We start from the raw sequence: 21703 nt of genomic DNA on the forward strand, positions 1-21703 counted from the left end.
TATTGCTTCTCTATTTAAAAGTATAGCACAATTAAGATATTATGAAATTGTATATGGTTTTTTACATAAATTTTACTTGTTTACGCTTCCAACTATCCTTTATAGAACTCCCTTTAACCAATCATATGCAATTCTTCCACTAATTTCATGGGTTCCTGGAAAGATGTCATAACGGAACTTTTCCGGTCGATTTTGATAATTTTCTTCAATTTGCTTGATTGCGTCTAATACAAATCTATTCGGAAATATCGGATCCTTTTCGCCGGATTCTATAAAAAGACTCCTAGGTGATATTAACGAGATCCATTCCGGCAATTCTGCGTAGTTTAAGATGCCAGGAATATAATTGTCAATACAGTGATGCATTGCCATAATACTTCCCTTAAATGTGTTTGTGAAACCAGTTAAGACAGTCGCTGCTACTCGCAAATCAAGAGCTGCCGTGTAAGCCGCAATCAATGCACCTCCTGAGAAGCCCATTATCGCTATTTTTTCTTTATCGACATCACTAGCTTTTTCTATAAAGTCCAGTATTCTTCTTGCTTCCCAAATTCGCAATCCTGCCAACGTTTTTCCTTCCATTAATAAGTTGGTTGCCATCGCTTCACAGGAATTAATGTTACCTTGTTGCATATCTCTTGTTAAACGGCGATCACCAAAACCGATCACTTCAGGTGCGAAAACTTTAAAACCTTTTTTAACTAAGTGTACCGCAAATTGATTGTGTATTCCCGAAACCGCTTCTTGCTCTCCATCTTCTGTTAAACCTACCGCTTCCTTCACACCATATCCATGACCATGAAGTGCTAATACAGGAGCAATATTTTTTTTCTCTGTTTTAGGTGTTAAAACGTACATTTTCACTTCCAAAAGATTTGTTAAGGGTAAGATTATTAATTCTCGTTTATATTCATTAAATTGTTCCGTTTCAACTATTGTGGCTTGAAGTGGCACTCTTGTTTCATCTAAATAAGAAAAGTCACCTAACAGTTCCAATAGAGTACTTTTTAATGCTAACTTCCTTTCTATTGGGCCTGCAGCTTTAATAGTTTCTTCTAACGCATTATTATAAAATTGTTCAAATAATCGATCAAGCTGATTCATATATCCAACTCCTTTTAAAAAGTTTCTCTCAACAAAAATGAAAACGCTTTGATTATTTGTGTTTCTATTATAGCTTATTTTCTCATTTGCGAAAATACATAGGCGCTACAATGCTAAATTTTTATTCAAAGTAACATTAGTGCGTAATTTGATCCTAATACGTATGAAATCCAAACGATGTCCATCTAATCGCTTGGATTTTCAAATTGTAAACTATATAAATTACGATAGAATGATTTACTTTTTTTTCAAAAACTCAGTAGGTATATTCGACTTAAAACGTAGAAGTTCACTTGTGACTGGATGCTTAATAGCTAACACAATCGCATGTAACCCAAAACGCCCAATAGAGTTCGCCTTTGCACCATACTTTTTATCTCCCACAATCGGATGTCCAATATCAGACATATGAACACGAATTTGATTTTTTCTGCCTGTTTCTAAATAAACCGACAAGAGTGAAAGATTATTATTAGCTTTAATGACCTTATAGTGCGTGATCGCCTTTTTGCCATCTCCTGCTTTCTTACTAGAATACATTTTAAATGTTTTCGTTTCTTTTAGCCAAGACGTAATCGTATCCTCACTTTTCTTGACAATACCTTCTACAAGCGCCACATAGGATCGCTCCTGTACCATTTCACTCCAGCCTTCTTGCAAGATCTTTTTGATTTTTTCACTTTTTGCGAACAACATCACTCCAGATGTTTCTCGATCTAGACGGTGAACGACAAAGATACGATCGTTCGGATTGCTTTGTTGAACATATTCCATTAATTGCTTATAAGCCGTTAATGACCTTTCCTTTTCTGTTGCTATAGATAATAGGCCTGAATCTTTTTCAATTACAATAATCGCGTCATCTTCATATAGGATTTTCATTTTTTCAAATGTAGCCGCTTTGGCTGCTTTATTTTTTTGAACGGTAACACTGTACCCTGGCTGAAGTGTATAATTATGCTCGGTAATTTCTTGGTTATTAACATACACCTGACCACGTGTCAAAATTGATTTAACGGCATTTCTACTACGATTAGAAAAAGTTTCAAGCAAGAAAGGAAGCAATTCTGTCGTTTTTTCCACTTTGTACTCTTCCATATTCGAATTTTGTCTGTTCGTTTTCATATTCTTAGCCTCCATCCTAATTTCATTATACCCTTTTTCGCTTCAAAATGTTGGTTTAAAGAATATTTTCATCCTTTTTAACCATGCTAATATAGTGAGACTTCAATACATGTCAGCATTACATATGGATAGTAGCATGAAAAAAGTAAAGGAGATGGACTATGGAAGGAAGTTGGATTGCCATTGTTCCATTTATTGTGGTGATTGTCACTGCGATGTGGACCAAGCAAGTTTTTCCAGGTTTAACACTAGGTTTGATCATTGGTGCTTATTTTATTCAACCGACCCTCCTGGGTGGTATGCAAATATCGATTCAATATATCGTCGATGGCTTAACAGATATTAATAATTTACAAATCATTATCTTTTTGTATATGTTCGCCGGTTTAGTTGGCATAATAAAAATTTCTGGTGGAATCAAAGGGTTTGTTGATCTAACTTCCAAACGGATTGATAGTAAAAGAGAAGCGATCCTTCTTACATGGGTATCAACGTTAGGTACCTTCAGTGCACCTAGTTTTCGAATTGTTACCGTGGCACCTATTATGAAGGCATTATTAACAAAAATAAACATGACAAGAAAAGAATTGGCATTTATGATTGAAACAAGTACACAGCCTGTTATTGTACTTATTCCCATTGCGACAGCTTCAGTTGGCTATATGGTTTCGGTAATTGAAATGGGCTTGCAAAATCATGGTATCGAGAAAGATGCCTATTCGATTTTTATTCAGAGTATTCCCTTTAACTTCTTTGCGATCTCTATGATCATCGTTGGTACTTTGTTTGTATTTTTCCGACATTCAAAAGAGCCACTAAGGGAAGAAGAACGAGATCCTGACAAAGTCACTATCGAGAAGGAAAATACAGCTACTGCTGACGATTTACCTTCTAAACCTTGGAATCTTATTATCCCTGTCACATTGGTAATTACTTTGACATTGTTTTTAACATGGTGGGATGGTTTTACAAAAGGCTATCCGTTTCCGCAAGCATTTATCGAAGCTAATGTCTTACAAGCAATGGTACTAGCTTTGTTTATCACTGTATTAGTTACTTTTATGATGCAAGTTGCTCAACGAAATTCATTAAAAAAAATGATACATGAATTCATTGAAGCAGGGAATAATCTAATGTCTGTTATTTTATTACTGTCAGTGGTTTGGGCATTGTCATCTGTCACAGATGAACTTGGTTTTTCTTCCTTCGTTACAAACAATGTGGATTGGATTCCTTCATTATTCATTCCACCTGTTATGTTTCTGATTGGCTCTTTTGTTTCTTATTTTATTGGTTCATCATGGGGCACATGGGGGATATTAATGCCACTTGGATTTTCGTTAGCGCAAGCAGCTGATGCTTCCCTGCCGTTAGTAGTTGGTGCTGTTTTCGCCAGTGGTTCATTTGGTTCCTTTTCCTCTCCATTAAGTGATAATACGAATACCATTGCCAAAATTCTCGGACTTAATGTCATAAGGTATGCACGGTACAAATTAGGTCCTGCATTGGTCGCCGTTATTATTTCAACCATCCTTTATAGTATTATGACACTTATTCTGTAATTGCTGGAGGTTGCTATGTACAAGACAAACCATTTTGATGGATTTAACAATATAAGAATTTTCTATCGTAGTTGGTTACCTAAAAGACCAAAAGCAATCGTTTTATTAGTTCATGGTGCAGGTGAGCATTCAGAAAGATATAGACATATTGCAGAATTTTTCTTAAAAGAAGACATTGCAGTAGTTTCACCAGATTTAAGAGGTTTTGGTAAATCTGAAGGGATAAGAGGTCATGTAAATACGTTTGCTGATTATTTACATGACCTCGAAATTCTCATTCAAAAAATTAGAAAAGACAATCCTTGTATCCCTCTTTTTCTATTTGGTCACAGTCTAGGAGGGTTAATCGTGATTCGGTATGTTCAACAATTCCCCGACTTGACGAATGGTGTTATTTTATCCTCGCCTGCATTGGAATTACGAGTGCAAATACCCTTTTTGGCGAAAAAACTATTAGGTACGGTATCTGTCCTTACTCCCGGTCTATCGATTCAACCGACGAGATGGAGGAAACTTGCAGAAAAATTTCCAATACTCGAACCGTACTTACCAAAAGAAAAAACTTTACAACAAGACCCACTGATTACAGCTGAATATACTGCAAGATGGTTAACAGAATTAATGAAAAATGGGATGCAGGCAATCGCAGAAGGAGCGCTTTTTCGTTTTCCTTTACTATGCGTTTACGACCAAAAGGATCCAATTGTTCATCCTCGTTCCATTCAGTTATTTTTAGATTCTGTTTCCATTCCAGAGAAAGGACTCGTTTCATTTGATGAAGGATATCATCATCCATGGCATGCCCGCTACCAAGATAAAGCAATCGACAAACTGATGATATGGCTGAAAAGCCAGCTTTAATACTTATTTTTTCCAATCAAAGCCAATTTCATTGAGAAAGGCTTTTGCCAAAACGGTATGTCCCGTTTCATTAGGATGGACACGATCCCATGCAATTGCTGCAGGGTATAAATTCTCCAACAGTTTATTAAATGCCGCTTGTGTGTCAATAAAAATTGTATGATGTTTATCAGCAATTTGCTTTACTGCTCGTCCATACTTATCCATTGTAGCACGCATTTGATCATTAGGATTTGCTTCGATATAATAAGGTGTCATTAATACAATAGTTCCTGTCACTGCTTTCGCTTCACTAACCAATTCATTTAATGTGTTTTTATACTCTTCCATATCTACATGATGATCTGGAATAAAAGGTGTGTCAAACTGTCGCCATACATCGTTAATTCCTATCATTATGGTTAACCAATCAGGACTTTGGTCTATTACATCTTCTTGCCACCTTTCTTTTAATTCTCTAACTTTATTACCAGATATACCTTTGTTCACAACGCGTATCCCTAATTCTGGATAATTCGCCTGCAAAAAGGCGTTCACAATGGACACATAACCATTTCCTAAGGCTTGAAATAATCCTTCTCCCTCTGGTTTCTCTCGCTCACAATCGGTAACAGAATCACCTATAAATAATAATTTTTGGTTTTTTTCTAACTGCATGCTTTAAATCCTCCTGATTATTTTAGTAGATCTCAACTGTTTTTCCTGTCTTAGCACTTTCCAATGCAGCAAAGACCATTTTCATACTGTGAATATTGTCGTGACAGTCTGTTTCTGCTCTTCTGTTTTCTTCTAATCCAGCAAACATTTCATCTAAACATCCGAAGTGTCCTTCTCTGCCTGGCCATTGAAAATTAGCAGACACTTTTTTAGTCGGTTTGATAAATTCTGTTGAAGAATTTTGTGCAATTATTTCTGATGAAGGGGTATTAAAACCATCCCACTTTGCTGTACCTTGAGTGCCAATGACGCGCCACTCACTTTCCCATGAAGTAGGAAATCCTTCTGCACACCATGACCCTCTATAGCTAAAGACAGAACCATTCTCCATTTCATAAATACAAATAGCTGAAGCTCTTCCATCATACCAAGAACCTTTTGGATTAAATTCATAGCAATAAACGGAGGTTGGGTTACAACCCGCAATAAATCGTGCTTGATCAAAGGTATGTATCGCCATATCGATGATAAGCGGACTATCCATTTGATCCCTGAAACCGCCAAAATGTGGGCCAAGGAAAAAGTCAGCATGTAACTCTTTTATGTCTCCAAATTTTTCATTTTGCACAAGTTGGTGCAGTTGTCTGATTTGTTTTAAATATCTCCGATTTTGCATGACGCTGTATGTATGACCAGTGTCTTCCGCAATTTTTATAATCTCCTCTGCATCATTAATATTCTCTGCCATCGGTTTTTCACCGAACACATCACAACCAGCATTTAAAGCTGTTGATACAACTGTTTTATGTGCAGCAGGAATGGTAACGTCAAACACCAGAGTGGCATGTGTTTGTTCAATTGCTGTCTTTAAATCTGTGTAAACTGGTACATCCAGATTTCTTTGCTGTTTCTTACGGATGGCAGCGCCTTCATTTAAATCAACAAGTGCTACAATCTCAGCATTTTTCCTTTGCTGAACATAATCCATCCAAATATTGGCCATGTCTCCACATCCAACCACAATTATTTTATGTAAACTCATACTCGCTCTCCTTTCTTATATTCTATAGTAGCGAACTAAGGAAAATAATTCTATTCAAAAGACCCTAATATATGTTCCTCACCATTAAGTAGCCCGCAAAAGCAGGATTATATGACATACCTCTTGTAGTAATTATGAGATTTTATAACTGCGTAACAATCGCTATGGCTTGTCCTCTTCCCTTTCCGCGGGTTTTTCCCCTCAGCTAACTTTTTATGCAAAGTTCGCTTAAAAAGTGGATCTTCGGATAAAAACTTCCCGCAGGAGTGGAAGCGGACGCCTGCGCTTTTTTATACTCTGCAACTCAAGCAAAAATAAGCATGTTGGCGTTATTCACTATTTCCTATCAATATGTCATTAGATTACTTATCATTGTTATCAATATAAGCTGATTTATTTTCTAATTGTAACCATCCAAACTATTAGCATTTGCAATAGTTGTAGAGTCCCACTAAGCATAGGCGGCCACTTCCACTCCTGTGGGATCGGTTTCCCTGAAGATCCACTATTCCATGTGTTTTTTGCATGGGAAAGTTAGCTGAAGGGAAACCCCACGGAAAGGGAAGTGGGCAAGCCGGAGCGGTTATACGCACGTATATCATTTCAAAATGGATACCTAAGTTATGTTCTAAAATCCCTCTTTTATTCCATAAGGTATGAACGATTTTTAGATTTTAGATATTAAAGAATGATGGTCAAGTTTTTACTTGACCATCATTTTGTCTTACAACTCTATTTCGATCGTTTCTTCACCAGGATTTGCTGAAACAAGTTTGTGTCCCACTAATTCTATATGATAAGCATTGTTTAATCCATTAGATGTAACAGTCACCTTTTGACCATGACGTAATGCCATTATTGCCCCAATTGTTTCACCTTTCGCATTCACGATATTTCTGGTCACTTTTTGATTATTATCTAGATTAAAAATCTTAAATGTAACATCATTCGTATAATCATAGACTGGATTCTCTTCATTTACACCAATCGGTAAAATCGTATTCGGACGCACGAATAAAGGCAGACTGAAATAATCATAGTTTTCTTTAATCCATTTGCCACCTTCCACAACTTCACCTGTTAAAAGGTGTGTCCAGTTTCCTTTTGGTAAATAGAAAGATCCAAGTCCTTCTTCGTTAAAAATCGGAGCTACCAAAATCGAATCACCTAACATGTATTGACGATCGAGCGTTTCACATAATGGGTCCTCTGGAAACTCCATGACCATCGAACGCATAACCGGTACACCTGTTTTACTGTTTTCGACTGCCTGCCCATATAAATAAGGCATCAAGCTATTTTTCAATTTAGTAAAGTGGCGAGCTACATCTACTGCTTCCTCATCAAAATTCCATGGCACCCTGTAGGAAGAACTGCCGTGGAATCGACTGTGACTAGACAATAAACCAAATGCCGTCCAGCGTTTGAAGACATCTGGGGTTGCTGTATTCTCAAATCCTCCAATATCATGACTCCAATAACCAAATCCAGAACTCGTTAACGAGAGGCCACCACGTAAGCTTTCTGCCATCGCATCATAAGTGGAATCACAGTCTCCTCCCCAGTGTACCGGGAATTTTTGCCCTCCAGCTGTTGCAGAACGGGCAAAGACCACCGCCTCATCTTCTCCAAGTTCTTCTTTTAATAGATCAAACACAACTTGATTGTATTTATAGGCATAGTAGTTATGCATCTTTTCAGGATCAGAACCATCAAAATAAACTACATCTGTTGGTATTCGTTCCCCAAAGTCTGTTTTGAAAGAATCTACTCCCATATCTAGCAACGTTTTTAACTTTTCTTGGAACCATACACAAGCATCAGGATTGGTGAAATCAACAACGCCCATCCCGGCTTGCCAGAGATCCCATTGCCACACATCACCACTAGTTTTTTTGATAAGATAACCTTTTTCCATTCCTTCTTCAAAAAGTGGTGATTTCTGCGCAATGTAAGGATTGATCCAAAGACAAATCTTTAATCCTTTATCTTTCAGACGTTTCAACATACCTTCTGGGTCAGGAAAATTGCGACGATCCCAAATAAAATTACTCCATTCGAATTCCTTCATCCAGAAACAATCGAAATGAAAAACACTTAATGGAATACCACGCTCTGACATACCATCAACAAAATGATTAACAGTTTCTTCATTATATTCTGTTGTAAAAGATGTAGATAACCATAAACCAAAACTCCATGCCGGTGGTAATGCTGGTTTTCCTGTTAATTCTGTATAGCGACTTACTACTTCTTTAGGTGTCGGACCATTGATAAAGTAATAATCTAAGTATTCACCTTTGACACTAAACTGAGAGCGAGAAACCAATTCTGAACCTAATTCAAAGTTAACCTCTTCTGGATGATTAACAAAAACACCGTAACCTTTACTACTTAAATAAAAAGGAATATTTTTATAGGATTGCTCTGAGCTGGTACCACCGTCTTTGTTCCAAACATCTACGGTTTGCCCGTTTTTGACAAATGGCGTAAAACGTTCACCTAATCCATATAAGTGTTCTCCCACACCTAAACGAAGTTGTCCTCTCATATAAGTGCTATCTTCGGGACCATCAATCCATGCAAGACCTTTTCCGTCGACATCTGTTAAACGACCTGTTTGATTCTCAAAAGAGATAGAAAAATCTTGTTTGGAGATAGTTAATGTAAGTTCCCCACTGCTAAAGCTTACGAATTCTCCTTCATTTTTAACCTGTAGAGCGTTCGCTTGATCTAATACATTGAAATGAGGAAATTTTTCTCTTCCGCCTTTAAAATGCCATGTTTGAATTCGAAGAACATCATTGATTGGGGCAGAGATTTTAATGGTCAAAAGTGGACCATCTAAAGTATTACCACGGTGATTTAAGTATTTACAAGGGGCATATAGTGTCACAGCACCATCTTTCTCCTCAACTTCGTGTACAATTTTCGGAAAATGTATCTGATAACCTTCTCGAACTAACCAATTTCCATCTGTAAATTTCATCGTTTACCCTCCGTATCTTCTATATTATTTAACCGCACCATCGGATATACCATCTATAATATAACGTTGCAGGAACATATATAATATAATGATAGGTATCATTGCTATAACTAATGCAGCTAAAGCTAGATGCCATTGGGTTGAATACTCACCAAAGAAATAGAATGTTTTTAACGGTATCGTGTACATTCCTTCTTTATTAATTACAAGTGACGGTAGCAAGTAATCATTCCAAAACCATATAGCATTGAGTACAATCACTGTAACAGTAGTTGATTTCAACATCGGTAACATAATATACCAATAGACTTGAAATCTATTACATCCATCAATAATTGCAGCTTCATCTAAAGCTTTCGGGATCCCTTTCATCGCGCCAACATAAAGAAATACAGCAAGACTTGATCCTAAACCTAAATACATTATTGCTAAGCCCATTCTATTTAACATATCAACTGCACCAAATAGTGAAACCAATGGAATCATAATCGACTGAAAAGGGATAAGCATACAAATCGCAAATAAAAAGTAAACAAGTGTACTTGATTTACCTGGCTTACGCGATAGCGCATATCCTGCCATTGATGTAAAAATAACAATGATGAAGATACTTCCGCCCGTAACTATGACAGAATTAAAAAAGGTTAATAGAAAATCCAGTTCAGCAAATGCTGTCGGATAATTTTCTAAAGTAGGCGCAGACGGAAATCCTAGCGTTCCTTCAAAAATTCCGGCTTTGGTCTTGATTGAATTAATAAACACTAAATAAAATGGATAGATCCATAATAAAGAGACAATTGCACCTATAAACAGCATCGTATATTTATGTGTACGTTCTCTATTTCTCATAGTTCTGTCTCCTTTTTACGTGTGAAATAAAGTTGAATAACTGATATTAATGTAATCACAATTAAAAAAACGATCGCTTTCGATTGGGCATAGCCCATCTCTTGTACTTTAAAAGCAGTGTCATAAATATTCATCGTAGTCATTTCTGTTGAACCGAATGGGCCACCACCTGTTAGCGCCATATTTTGATCATAGACTTTAAACGCATTTGATAACGTTAAAAATAAACTGACAGTAAAGGCAGGAATTATCAATGGGAATTTCACTTTCCAAAAGCTTTGCCATTTGTTAGCACCATCTATTGTTGCTGCTTCTAACAATTCTTGCGGTACATTGTTTAAGAAGGAAATATAAATTACCATTATATAACCACTCATCTGCCAGACAAATAGAATCACTAATCCCCAAAATCCCGTTTCCGTATCAGCTAACCAGCCTCTGAAAAATTCAAGTCCAGTTACCTCAGAGATTCCCGTGAAAGCTTTTAGGAATACAAATTGCCAAATAAACCCTAGAATAATTCCTCCGATAAGGTTCGGCATAAAGTAAACCGTCCGAAAAAAAGTACTCGCTTTTCCTAACTTTTGTGTAACCAGCAAAGCAAATGCTAAACCAATAACATTTATACCAATTACAGAAGCTAACGAAAATGCTCCCGTAAACCCTAAACTATACAAGAACTGTTCATCTGAAAATAATTTTATATAATTGTCTAATCCTACAAAACCAGTTACTTGAAACCCATTATATTCAGTGAATGAATAATACACTCCTTGAAAAAATGGAATAATCAATACTAGCAATAGAGCTAATAATGTTGGTAACAAGAACAGCCAATACGTTCGGCTTTTAAAATTCATTTTCCCACTCCTTAACGAAATATCTGTGATGGAGCAAAGGCAACTTTGCTCCATCTACCAGGAAAACTTGTATCACGGTGCAATCGTAAGTAACACTCCTACTGATTGCAGGCTCACTTTATCGCATTTCCGTGAATGACTGACTAACATTTTTTTCAAATTCTTCCCATGATTGTTGATCACCTAAATATTTTTGGAATTCAGGGAGTAATGCCTCTGAGAAAAAGCCATCGGGATATTGATTGTTAGCCCATATTTTCCCTTTTCCATTTAGTAAGTACTCATATACTTCTCTTGATACAGGGTCGCTAATATCCTCAGGGTCATATCCTTCATGTGCAGGTATATATTTAAAGTCATTCACAATTAAATCTTTACCAGTATCAGAAGTGTACATCCAATCTAAAAACTTTTTAGATTCTTCTACTACTTCCTCATCTTTTTCTTTGTTGATTCCCCAATACCATGATGGGCCTGCAACGATTTTCCCTTCATCATCAGATTCAACAAACAACGGTACAATTCCTAATTTTTCTTTTACAAAACTTTCATCAATACTATTTAAAGATGGTACGATCCAGTTACCTTGGTGAATAATAGCGACTTGATCATTAGCAAATAGTTCTTCTACAGATGTACTGTAATCGAGAGATAAAATTGGTTGATAGTTATATTGGTTAAATAAATCAACGTATTCTTTCATTCGATCGCCATATTCGAAATTTAATTGATCAGCTTTAAATGCAGTTTGTATATTATTATCAAATTCAGGTGCTGTGAAATGACTGGAAAACTGGCTTACTACCCAATCTTCTTTCGCACTAAAGGCAAATACTGACTCGATTCCTAATTCTTCTTTTTGTGCATCTATTGTTTCGACAGCTTCTACGAAGGATTGATAACTATCAATTGATGCCGGATCGACGCCAGCTTGCTCAAAAATTTGTTTATTGATCATCCAGCCATACCCTTCAATATTTAAAGGGATGCCATAAGGGGTTCCATCAATTGTTGCACCATCTAATGTTCCATCTATTGCTGTCTTAGCACTTTCCATGTCAGATACATCTAATAAATACTCACTGTATTTTTCTGTATCTGATAGTCCACCAAGTAAAAAGATAGAAGGTTCTTCCCCAGATGAGAATTTAGCTTGCAGTGCTGAAGGTGCATCCTGTCCGCCACCTACAGTAGTAACATTAATGCTTACGTTTTCATTTTCGCTTTCATACTCTTCAACTAAATTGTTAAGTTGATCAGTGGTTTCCACTTTAATATTAAATACATCAATTACGACTTCGTCACCATTTGACGCAGTGTTATTGTCATCGCTTTCACCAGAACTACAGGCTACCATTAAGCTTACTAAAATCAGCAAACTAATAAATAATCTCACTTTCATAAACAATCTCTCCTTAATTTTTTTTCTATGTGTTGACTTCCCTCTGTTCCACCTCCACACTTTAAAATGATGTACGTTCATCATTTTACTTCATAAAAAATATGGAGCATTCACTTAAAGTGCTTTCACCATATTTTTAAGATTGCGTATTCATCATAAATCATTAAATGATGTACGTCAATCATTTTTTGATGTACGTACATCTTTTTTAAATATATTGCTACTCCGATCTATTAAAATAGTATTTTGCATTTGATTTTGTCACTATCTCTGGTTTCACAATATACGAATTTATCGGCGTTGTTTCTTCATCCATAAAGTACTTCGCTATTTTTTTTAACGTAAAGTTTGCTTGTGCAACTGGATCTTGACAAATCGAAGCCGTTATAAGTTCTTCTTTAAATGCTTGATAAATAGGTTCATTTATATCATGACCAATGATGACTGGCTTGTAACTCCAATCACTAATGAATTGTACTACTTTATCCAATAAACCTCCTGCTACGTATATGGCATCGGCATGCAAAAAAAGTTCCTTGTTATTGTTCATTAATTTATTTATTTCTGCAGTATCTATGTAAGCTGATGTCTCATAATAAATATTATAGATGTTTGTTTTTTTATTTTTGTAATAATCTTTAAACCCATTATCCTTGTTTAACATTTGATAGGTGTTTTCTCTTTCTCTAATTAAGACTACATTTTTAACATCATTATTAAATAGGTAAATTAATTCGCCTGCTAAATAGCCAGCATCATAATAATCACTTCCTACATAAGCAATTCTTTTACTGTTAGGCACATCTGTATTGATGGTGAAAACAGCGATATTTTTATCCATTGCTTGTTCTATTAATTTCTCTAATGGTTTGGTATCATGTGCAGCTATAACGATCGCATCATATTTATAATCATCAATGATTGTTTGCACAAATTCTATTTGTTGATTATTTGGAACAGTATGTACTCTATGTATGTCTACTTTAAGACCAAAGTCTGAATAAAGAGAGGCACCTTCTGTTATTTCATAGTCTAAATGATCCCAAAAGTAATCTGGAAACACTGGAAGAACAAATGCGATGTTTATAAATTTTTGAGTGGCTAAAAATTTTGCTGCTTTATTAGGTCTATAACCTAATTCTCGTGCTTTTTCTTTAACTTTCTCAACTGTTTTTATACTTACGCCTTTTCTGTTATTTAATACTCTGTCGACTGTTGCTGGCGATAAACCCAGTTCATCTGCAATCATTTTGGCTGTGATTCGCATATATATGCCACCTTTTACCCCATCTTTTTATATTTTATAACCGTCCTCATTATTTATTATTTACTATTTGGTTGTCAAGTGTAAGCGTAAGGTGGCATTATGATTTAAACAGTTTCATGAATACTTCTTTTTCCCTATTTCTTTTTGAACTTATTTCAGTATCAAAACATCTCTACCTTTTATCGTCAATACGTCTTGATATCTTTCTTTTGTTAATAGATTAGTGAAAGTCCGACTACCTAAGAAAACAGATTGAGTGTCTGCCTTATGATTCATTATCATTATCACTTTTTCTCCATCCTTTTCTCGTGCGATTACTTCTACTCCTTCTGGGGATTTCAACTCTCCCTGTATATCACATTCTTCACTTATCGTATCCATAAAGTCCTGAACAAAAGCTTGATTAGGACTAGATGCAATGTAATAGGCATAGCCTTTACCATAGTTATTCTTTGTTAATACGGGCATGCCTTGATAAAAATCAGAGCCGTAACTAGCCAGTACTTCTGCATTTTCAACATGAATCAAATCGAATAAGATATTACATTCATATTTTCCTTGTAGCTTTCCATATGATTGATCAAAAACCATTTGATTATATTGAGAAGGTTCAAGTGCATCAATTTCCTCTGACCAAATACCTACCAATTCTTTTAACTCGCCTGGATATCCCCCTAATGTCACAAGATCATTTTTATTCACTATTCCACTAAAGAAAGTAGTGACAAAAGTGCCACCCTTTTTCACAAATTGTTTTAGACGATCTGCATGTCCTTCTTTGATCATATACAAGACAGGGGCTATAACAATATCATAACTACTAAGTTCTTCATCGACACTAATCATATCTACGGGAATATTATTTTGATAAAATGCATCATAATATTTATGCACTTCTTTTACGTAATCTAAAGCTATAGATGGACCACTTGATAGCTCTATAGCCCATCGATTGTCCCAATCAAAAACGATAGCAACTCTTGCTTTTATACGGCTATCTATAATTTGATCTTCAAGTTTCATCAGCTCCAGTCCTAACTCGGCCGATTCCTTAAAAACACGTGTATGTTCGTGACCAACATGTTCAATCACCGCACCGTGGTATTTTTCTGTTGCCCCTCTAGAACGTCTTAATTGAAAGAACATTACAGTATCCGCACCATGCGCCACCGCTTGATAACTCCATAAACGCATGACACCAGGACGTTTTAAAGCATTATAAGGTTGCCAATTTTGCTGTGAAGGTGTTTGTTCCATTAACATAAATGGCTGCCCACTTTTTAAGCCCCTCATCAAATCATGTGTCATTGCCGTCATACTTACAGGTGTTTCAATCGATGGATAATTATCCCAAGAAACAACATCCATTTCTTTGCCCCATTTAAAATAATCGAGTTCTGGATATAATCCCATTAGATTCGTGGTAATTTTAATTGTTGGTGTATGTTTTTTCAAAGCATCTCGTTCCAATTTAAATACATCTAATAAACTATCGGATTGAAATCGACGATAATCTAATGAAATTCCTTGGAAATTTGTATTTTGTCCACCTTGCCATTCTTCACTTAATCCGTTCGGTACCACTATTTCATCCCATTCATAAAACGTATGTCCCCAAAAATTCGTATTCCAAGCGTGATTGACTTCTTCAATTGTTTGATACGTGTCTTTTAACCAAACACGAAATTCTCTTTGGCAATTCTCACAATAACAATAACCACCATACTCATTAGAAACATGCCATACCAATAATGCTGGATGATCCTTGTAGCGTTCTGCTAATTTTTCTGCCATTCTTTCCGCATATTTTCGATAGGTAGGACTATTAGGACATGAATTATGTCGTCCTCCAAATTGACGCTTTCTACCTTCGAAATCCACACGTCGAATATCTGGATAACACTTTGCCATCCATGCTGGGTGGGCAGCAGTACTTGTCGCTAAACATATGTAAACACCATTGTTATATAACCGGTCAATCGTTTCATCCAGCCATGTAAAATCGTATGTATTTTCATCCGGCTGATTCAATGCCCAGGCAAAAACATTGATCGTAGCAACATCTATTCCTGCTAACTTAAACATTTGTAAATCTTCAGATACTGTTTCCTTATCCCATTGCTCGGGATTATAGTCTCCTCCGTACCAAATCTTAGGTAACTTATTATTAATCATGCTGTTCCTCCTCTGGCTCGAATCTTAAAATAGAATAAAGGATTACACTGGGATAAACTAGAAAATTATATATTACATCAGATAGTTCTATGATAGAGCAAGCCTGAAACCATATACTGGTTTCAGGCTAATATGAAATTTAATTGGTACCCCAAAGTTCCATAACATCTTTTGTTTTTTGCGTCATTTCTTGGTTTGCCTTTTCAATATTCATAGCTTCCAACTCTTCTAACATAGCATCCCAAGCAGCATCAAAATCATCAGGATCTCCTAATATTGCTTGCGTAATACGTTGTTCTGTTAAGTCATCCGCTTTTTGCTGGATAATTTCTAAATCGCTACCTGACTCTATTGGATAATTAAATGCCTGCCCATGATTTGATACACCTAATTCCTCTGTTGATGGGAACCACTCAACCCAGTTATCCATTTCATAATGTTCAAGTACTTCTTTTTCAGCACTATTGAAATTTTCAATAATATCTTCTTCCGTATTAGGTGTAATCGATTGTCCATTTGAGTCTACAGCTCCATTTCCCCATTGCGGGAATGGATAAATGTAATATCCTACCCCTGATTCCTTAGAATAGTTAGCATCAGTATTCATTCTTTCTCGGTCTTCTTTTTTCATTACGCGTTTTCCGTCCTCAATATCATAATTTTCACCTTCAATACCCCAATTAACTAGAATTTGAGCTTCTTCAGACGCCATCCAATCTAGAAATTCAAAAGCTCTTTCTTGATGTTCACTTGTTGAAGAAATTGAAATACCCCATCCTCCAGAATAACCATAATCTTTAATACTTTGTGATACATGATCTTCACTTAATGTTACCGGTAATGGTGCATACGTTCTCCATTCTTTACCATCTGCAACTAAGGCTGCGTCAGCATCTCCAAAATTCCAATTTTGATCGGCGATCGACAAAACTCGACCAGATGATAGCTTTGATATATAGGTATCATACGTATGTGTAAAAGATTCTGGATCTAAAAGTCCTTTGTCATTCAATCCGTTTAACCATTTAAAGTATTCTTTTAATTCAGGTAATAAAAATTTATAAGTAGCTTCCCCTGTATCATCATCTATAGCCCATTGCCCATCACCAGCTAAACCAGCCGCTGCGGCAGCAGGATCACCAACAGTGATTAACCAACGCCAGTCACTACCTAGTAAAGATAAAGGTATTGTACTTTGCCCATCAATTTCTGGATATTTTTCAGTATATTCAGTTATAGCTGCTTCAAAATCATCTAGAGTACGTATAGTTGGATATCCTAATTCCCTGAGAACATCTAACTGTATTTGAAATGTTCCGCTAGTTTCCCAACGTGCTTCTTCAACCCCATAAGTACCAACATGATATATACTTGGATCATCAATCGAGTTTCGTAAACGATCTAGTTGATCGCCATACATCGCTTTTAAATTGTCACCCTTCTCTTCAATCAAATCATCTAGCTTAATAACTCCTCCAGCACTAATTAATTTCCCAATGTCACCTTTGGCAAAAATAAGATCGGGATAATCCCCACTAGCAATCATTAATGGAATCGCTTCATCATTACCTCCAACAGGGTAATCTAATTCCAAATGAACACCTGTTTTTTCTGTGATTTTTTGGGCAACAGGATCATCAAAAGATTTTTCCTCACCATCCGCATTGAACATTGTTAGTGTTATGGGCTCTTCATTTGCAGTATCCCCTTCTTTTTCTGCCCCTCCATCTTCTGTTTCACCGTTATCATCACTGCTTGTATCAGTGTCTGAATCGTCACTGCAAGCAGCCAGAAACAGTAAAGCAAAAATAAATAATAATGACAATGATAAAATAGAAAGCTTTTTCTTCATGTTTCTTCCCCTCCGTTTTTAATAAATTTATATATTAATTTTCATTAATACCTAGCTCTTAACTGCACCTAACGTTAGTCCAGTAACAAAATACTTCTGTAAGAATGGATAAATCATTAGAATAGGAACAGTTGCAATAATCGTAATTGCCATTTTAATCGATTGAGGATTGGTTTGCCCTGCCACAATCTCTGCATTTTGTGAGGTAATATCCCCACTAGAGATATTCGCATTATCCAAAATTTTCATCAATTCGAATTGTAGTGTTGTTAATGTTTCATTACTGCGTGCATATAAATAAGTGTCAAACCAGCTATTCCATTGCATAACAGCTAAAAATAATGCGATCGTTGCTATTACTGGTAAACAAAGAGGGACAATAATTCGCGTGAAAATAGTAAAGTCATTAGCCCCATCCATTTTAGCTGACTCTTCCAATGCAGATGGAAGATTATCCATAAACGACCTGATTATGATGACATTAAAAGCTGAAATTAACATGGGCCAAATATATACCCCAAAATCATTTATCAAACCTAATTGGCGAATTAACATGTATTCTGGTATTAATCCACCGCTTATAAACATTGTCAATACCAGTAAGAACCCAACCAAACCATTAAATACAAAATCACGTCTACTTAAGACATACGCAAGCATAGTACTTGCGATGATGCCAGCTATAGTTCCTACTATTGTCCGAAGAATCGACATGAAAAATGCCTGTAATAACCGGTCATTACTACCAAATATCTCTTGATAGTTAGCATAAGTAAAATCTCTTGGCCAGATATGGATACCGCCTTTTGCTGTATCAACTGCATTATTTAAAGAAATCGCTAAGATATTTAGAAATGGATATAATGTAATCACAACTACAAATAGCATAAACAGGGTTAGAAAAATATCAAATGTTGTCCATTTTCTTTTTTTCATGTTGAAATTCACTCCTTTCGGTTAGAATACGCGCCCTTCTCCAATTCTTTTTGCGAATCCGTTGCAAATTAAGATAAGTATAATACTGATAACTGATTTGAATATCCCGATGGCAGTACCGAATGAGTATCTAAACATTCCAATACCATAGTCAAGCGCGTATAAATCGATAACTAGCGCTTTTTCAGCAACAATGTTATTTCCTAATAACATTTGCTTTTCAAAACCGATATTGATTAAGTTACCGATATTTAAAATAAGCAGTACTATAATTACCGGACGAATACTTGGCAATGTAATGTGCCACATCTGTCGCCATCTGCTAGCTCCATCTACTTTTGCGGCTTCGTATAGCTGCGGATCAACACCTGCCATAGCCGCCAAATAGATAATCGCGTTCCACCCTGTCTCTTTCCACACATCTGCAGCAGTTACAATTCCCCAAAACATATCTGGTTTTGCCATGAAATTAATAGGGCTGTCTAGGAGACCAATACTTACAAGTAAGTTATTGACGATCCCTTCAGGGGATAACATGGTAATCACAATATTTGCTACAATTACCCATGAAACGAAGTGAGGTAGATACGATATCGTTTGTGTCCATTTTTTCAGGGTTAAAAATCTTACTTCATTTAGTAATAAAGCAAAGGCGATCGCAAATAATGTCCCAAATACAAGACTTAATATCCCCATACCCAGAGTGTTCTCTAATGCTCGATAAAACATTGGTTCATTAAATAAATCTTTAAAATGTTTGAATCCTACCCACTCTTGATCAAAGATACTAAATTGTGCTTTATAATCCTGAAATGCCATCACCCAACCTGCTACTGGTATATATTTGAAAATGACCAACCAAATAACAAACGGAAATGACATAAGTAGCAATGCCTTTTGTTTACTCATCCTATTCCAAAAACCTTTTTGTCCAGGTTTTTTTGATGGCTTTTTCCCTTTTCTCATCGGAAATCCAGGTTTTACCTTCGTGTGTACAGGTGTGTTGGACTCAGGTAGATTCGGTTGTGCCTCTGCAGCATTGTTGATTCGACTCATTTTTCTCTCTCCTAACCTGTTGACCCTTTTAATTGAAAGCGTTTTTTTGTGTTATATCCATTATATTTGAAATCGCTTTCCTAAAAAACATTACAAATGAGATATAAAACCCAGTAAAAAGAAGAGGTCATTCTTTTTGGTTGTTTGCAAATGTTTTTCCCAACTATATACTATATTCGGTGAAACTCTGATTACATATTCTTCACAAGATAATCATAAAACCGCCCCTGAAAGTTAAAGTAAAATCTCTAACCATCAAGGGTGGTACCTATCGAGAAATGTTATTATTCAAATTTTAATTGCATCCTATAGGGATACTGCACAGTATCTTTTACATAGTAGTAATTTTGAGATAATAACACTGCCTAGCAACCGCTACGGCTTGTCCGCTTCCCTTTCCACGGGCTTTTCTCCTCAGCTAACTTTTTCAAGCGTTCTTTGCTTGAAAAAGTTAGCTGAAGGGAAAACCCCACGGAAAGGGAAGTGGGCAGCCGGAACGGATATCTAGTGGATAAATCATTTCAAAATTACCTCTTTAGCTAATAAATACACATCATTTATTGCGTAGTTTCCTCCTTATGCGCACTTAAGCCTCTTTTCTTACTACTCGGCGTTATTGTGTAACATCGAGTTAACAGCTTGTTTTACTTTTTCTTTTTCTATAACAAAATCTATACGATGATTTTCATTTTTTTCTATCGCGTAATAATCCTCAGAAACAGATGTAAAACTTATTTGATGAAAGTTGTTTTCTTGTTCCTCTTCTATTTCATAATTAATTGTGATTTCAGCTGCGTCTTCGAGTTCTTCCCCCTCATATTTTTGGTCAAAAGTTAGGCCTACTAATTGTTTATAGTTATCTCTAAAGGCTTCCGTATCTAATTGATAGTCATTACGAAAGACGGTTGTTTCTACTTCTTCTTCAGCATTCGTTATATGATCCATAGTAAAGGTTGCTTCTGTATCATTTGTCTCAATCGTTAGGCTTGCTACTGCTTCAAAAGCAACAATATGGACAAATTGATCGATCATATCAAAGGATGGATGACTATATGGATTCAGAAGTTCCGTTGGTAATGTGTAGACATCTTCTTGCCCTTCAATACTTACATAATATTGATTATCTGCTGCAGGCTCACCAATACGTAGTGTTTCTGTTTCGTTGTCTGACGAAAAACGGACAGTGAAATCTGAATGTTCCATACCATAGTCCTTTCCTGCAGAAACCTTTTCTACTTTTTCGAGAGCATCCACTCCTAGAATCATTTCTTGCATTTTCGAAAAGGAAATACTGTATATCCCATGATATGGTTCATGCATATACCAACCACTTACATGTGCTAACGCTTCTTTTTCCGAATACGGAGATTCATTGCTCACTACAATATGCTCTGTTCCGTTGTCGATCTCGATTTCATTAACATCTTTAGAAGAAATCGATAATATTTTATTATTAAGTAAATCTTCCGGTTTAAGTGGTATTGTTTCGATCGCATTTCGATCTACTAAATAAATTTCTTGTTTTTCTCTATGTTCAACATAATATTGATCTTTTTTTTCATGCATTTGTCCAATTGAAATTCGTTGCACCTGGCCATTATTGTTTGAAAATGAAACGGTTACTTTCGGAAAATCTAGGTTAACATTTTTCTTCTCCACTTCTACACTCTCACCACTCATTTCTTTCATTGCAGTAAAAAAGGAAGATAATTTTTCACTATCTAACTCTTGATCTACATTTTCTAAAACCCATTCTTCATTTTTCTTTGTTATTGTTACATTCTCGTTTGCTAATACATTTATCTCTGAAACAGCTTCAAAATCATCAATTAGTGTCTCCACTTTCTCTTCCCCATCAGCGGATTCTTCGTTTGAATATATTAATACAAATAACAAAATAGATAAACAGGCAATAGCTAAAACGATAAATAACATAATCCGTGATTTTTTCATATATACATTTCCC

General features: G+C 35.9%; 16 protein-coding genes. 2 read left to right on the top strand and 14 right to left on the bottom strand.

Going from position 1 to position 21703, the window contains the following annotated elements:
* Positions 1-99 precede the first annotated feature (99 nt).
* Positions 100-1104: a dienelactone hydrolase family protein gene (locus tag BUC25_RS07405; RefSeq protein WP_073201227.1), complete on the bottom strand. Its 1005-nt coding sequence runs from the start codon at positions 1102-1104 to the stop codon at positions 100-102.
* Between the two features lie 237 nt (positions 1105-1341).
* Entirely contained in the window at positions 1342-2229 is an 888-nt protein-coding gene (locus BUC25_RS07410; RefSeq protein WP_244535152.1) for an RluA family pseudouridine synthase, read from the bottom strand.
* Between the two features lie 161 nt (positions 2230-2390).
* On the opposite strand from BUC25_RS07410, the gene BUC25_RS07415 reads away from it, so the two are divergent.
* Entirely contained in the window at positions 2391-3791 is a 1401-nt protein-coding gene (locus tag BUC25_RS07415; RefSeq protein WP_073201229.1) for a Na+/H+ antiporter NhaC family protein, read from the top strand.
* Between the two features lie 15 nt (positions 3792-3806).
* A complete protein-coding gene (locus tag BUC25_RS07420) occupies positions 3807-4652 on the top strand; it encodes an alpha/beta hydrolase (RefSeq protein ID WP_073201230.1) in 846 nt (281 codons plus the stop codon).
* A 3-nt stretch (positions 4653-4655) separates the two neighbouring features.
* Here the strand turns inward: BUC25_RS07420 and BUC25_RS07425 are convergent, their stop codons facing one another.
* From BUC25_RS07425 to BUC25_RS07480, 12 genes are all read right to left on the bottom strand, one after another.
* Complete coding sequence (locus BUC25_RS07425) at positions 4656-5309, bottom strand: SGNH/GDSL hydrolase family protein (RefSeq protein WP_073201231.1); 654 nt, start codon at positions 5307-5309, stop codon at positions 4656-4658.
* Positions 5310-5331: 22 nt separating this feature from the next.
* Positions 5332-6351, bottom strand: coding sequence for a Gfo/Idh/MocA family protein (locus tag BUC25_RS07430; protein ID WP_073201232.1), 1020 nt, complete (start codon positions 6349-6351; stop codon positions 5332-5334).
* Between the two features lie 724 nt (positions 6352-7075).
* The gene (gene yicI, locus BUC25_RS07435) at positions 7076-9340 is read right to left on the bottom strand and encodes an alpha-xylosidase (protein ID WP_073201233.1); all 2265 of its coding nucleotides are present in this window, start codon (positions 9338-9340) and stop codon (positions 7076-7078) included.
* A 24-nt stretch (positions 9341-9364) separates the two neighbouring features.
* Entirely contained in the window at positions 9365-10189 is an 825-nt protein-coding gene (locus BUC25_RS07440; protein WP_073201234.1) for a carbohydrate ABC transporter permease, read from the bottom strand.
* Positions 10186-11049 (bottom strand): carbohydrate ABC transporter permease, encoded by an 864-nt coding sequence (locus BUC25_RS07445; RefSeq protein WP_073201235.1) that lies wholly within the window; start codon positions 11047-11049, stop codon positions 10186-10188. The genes BUC25_RS07440 and BUC25_RS07445 overlap by 4 nt, the downstream gene beginning before the upstream one ends.
* 118 nt (positions 11050-11167) lie before the next feature.
* Positions 11168-12451 (bottom strand): ABC transporter substrate-binding protein, encoded by a 1284-nt coding sequence (locus BUC25_RS07450; RefSeq protein WP_073201236.1) that lies wholly within the window; start codon positions 12449-12451, stop codon positions 11168-11170.
* Between the two features lie 220 nt (positions 12452-12671).
* Positions 12672-13718, bottom strand: coding sequence for a LacI family DNA-binding transcriptional regulator (locus BUC25_RS07455; protein WP_073201237.1), 1047 nt, complete (start codon positions 13716-13718; stop codon positions 12672-12674).
* A gap of 150 nt (positions 13719-13868) precedes the next feature.
* The gene (locus tag BUC25_RS07460) at positions 13869-15893 is read right to left on the bottom strand and encodes a beta-galactosidase (RefSeq protein ID WP_073201238.1); all 2025 of its coding nucleotides are present in this window, start codon (positions 15891-15893) and stop codon (positions 13869-13871) included.
* Positions 15894-16032: 139 nt separating this feature from the next.
* Entirely contained in the window at positions 16033-17745 is a 1713-nt protein-coding gene (locus tag BUC25_RS07465) for an ABC transporter substrate-binding protein (protein ID WP_073201239.1), read from the bottom strand.
* Between the two features lie 51 nt (positions 17746-17796).
* Positions 17797-18681 carry a carbohydrate ABC transporter permease gene (locus BUC25_RS07470; protein WP_073201240.1) on the bottom strand — a complete coding sequence of 295 codons (885 nt, stop codon included), beginning with the start codon at positions 18679-18681 and terminating at the stop codon, positions 17797-17799.
* A gap of 21 nt (positions 18682-18702) precedes the next feature.
* On the bottom strand, positions 18703-19737 hold the full coding sequence (locus tag BUC25_RS07475; RefSeq protein ID WP_139251790.1) for an ABC transporter permease: 1035 nt from the start codon (positions 19735-19737) through the stop codon (positions 18703-18705).
* A gap of 603 nt (positions 19738-20340) precedes the next feature.
* Positions 20341-21690, bottom strand: coding sequence for a DUF4340 domain-containing protein (locus BUC25_RS07480; RefSeq protein WP_170862660.1), 1350 nt, complete (start codon positions 21688-21690; stop codon positions 20341-20343).
* Between the last annotated feature and the right edge of the window lie 13 nt (positions 21691-21703).

Source organism: Gracilibacillus kekensis, assembly GCF_900143085.1.
GTDB classification, from domain to species: Bacteria; Bacillota; Bacilli; order Bacillales; family Amphibacillaceae; genus Gracilibacillus; species Gracilibacillus kekensis.

Bases quoted from the DNA above. Each gene is read 5' to 3' on its own strand.
- BUC25_RS07405 (WP_073201227.1), bottom strand. From the start codon at position 1,104: ATGAATCAGCTTGATCGATTATTTGAACAATTTTATAATAATGCGTTA.
- BUC25_RS07410 (WP_244535152.1), bottom strand. From the start codon at position 2,229: ATGAAAACGAACAGACAAAATTCGAATATGGAAGAGTACAAAGTGGAA.
- BUC25_RS07415 (WP_073201229.1), top strand. From the start codon at position 2,391: ATGGAAGGAAGTTGGATTGCCATTGTTCCATTTATTGTGGTGATTGTC.
- BUC25_RS07420 (WP_073201230.1), top strand. From the start codon at position 3,807: ATGTACAAGACAAACCATTTTGATGGATTTAACAATATAAGAATTTTC.
- BUC25_RS07425 (WP_073201231.1), bottom strand. From the start codon at position 5,309: ATGCAGTTAGAAAAAAACCAAAAATTATTATTTATAGGTGATTCTGTT.
- BUC25_RS07430 (WP_073201232.1), bottom strand. From the start codon at position 6,351: ATGAGTTTACATAAAATAATTGTGGTTGGATGTGGAGACATGGCCAAT.
- yicI (WP_073201233.1), bottom strand. From the start codon at position 9,340: ATGAAATTTACAGATGGAAATTGGTTAGTTCGAGAAGGTTATCAGATA.
- BUC25_RS07440 (WP_073201234.1), bottom strand. From the start codon at position 10,189: ATGAGAAATAGAGAACGTACACATAAATATACGATGCTGTTTATAGGT.
- BUC25_RS07445 (WP_073201235.1), bottom strand. From the start codon at position 11,049: ATGAATTTTAAAAGCCGAACGTATTGGCTGTTCTTGTTACCAACATTA.
- BUC25_RS07450 (WP_073201236.1), bottom strand. From the start codon at position 12,451: ATGAAAGTGAGATTATTTATTAGTTTGCTGATTTTAGTAAGCTTAATG.
- BUC25_RS07455 (WP_073201237.1), bottom strand. From the start codon at position 13,718: ATGCGAATCACAGCCAAAATGATTGCAGATGAACTGGGTTTATCGCCA.
- BUC25_RS07460 (WP_073201238.1), bottom strand. From the start codon at position 15,893: ATGATTAATAATAAGTTACCTAAGATTTGGTACGGAGGAGACTATAAT.
- BUC25_RS07465 (WP_073201239.1), bottom strand. From the start codon at position 17,745: ATGAAGAAAAAGCTTTCTATTTTATCATTGTCATTATTATTTATTTTT.
- BUC25_RS07470 (WP_073201240.1), bottom strand. From the start codon at position 18,681: ATGAAAAAAAGAAAATGGACAACATTTGATATTTTTCTAACCCTGTTT.
- BUC25_RS07475 (WP_139251790.1), bottom strand. From the start codon at position 19,737: ATGAGTCGAATCAACAATGCTGCAGAGGCACAACCGAATCTACCTGAG.
- BUC25_RS07480 (WP_170862660.1), bottom strand. From the start codon at position 21,690: ATGAAAAAATCACGGATTATGTTATTTATCGTTTTAGCTATTGCCTGT.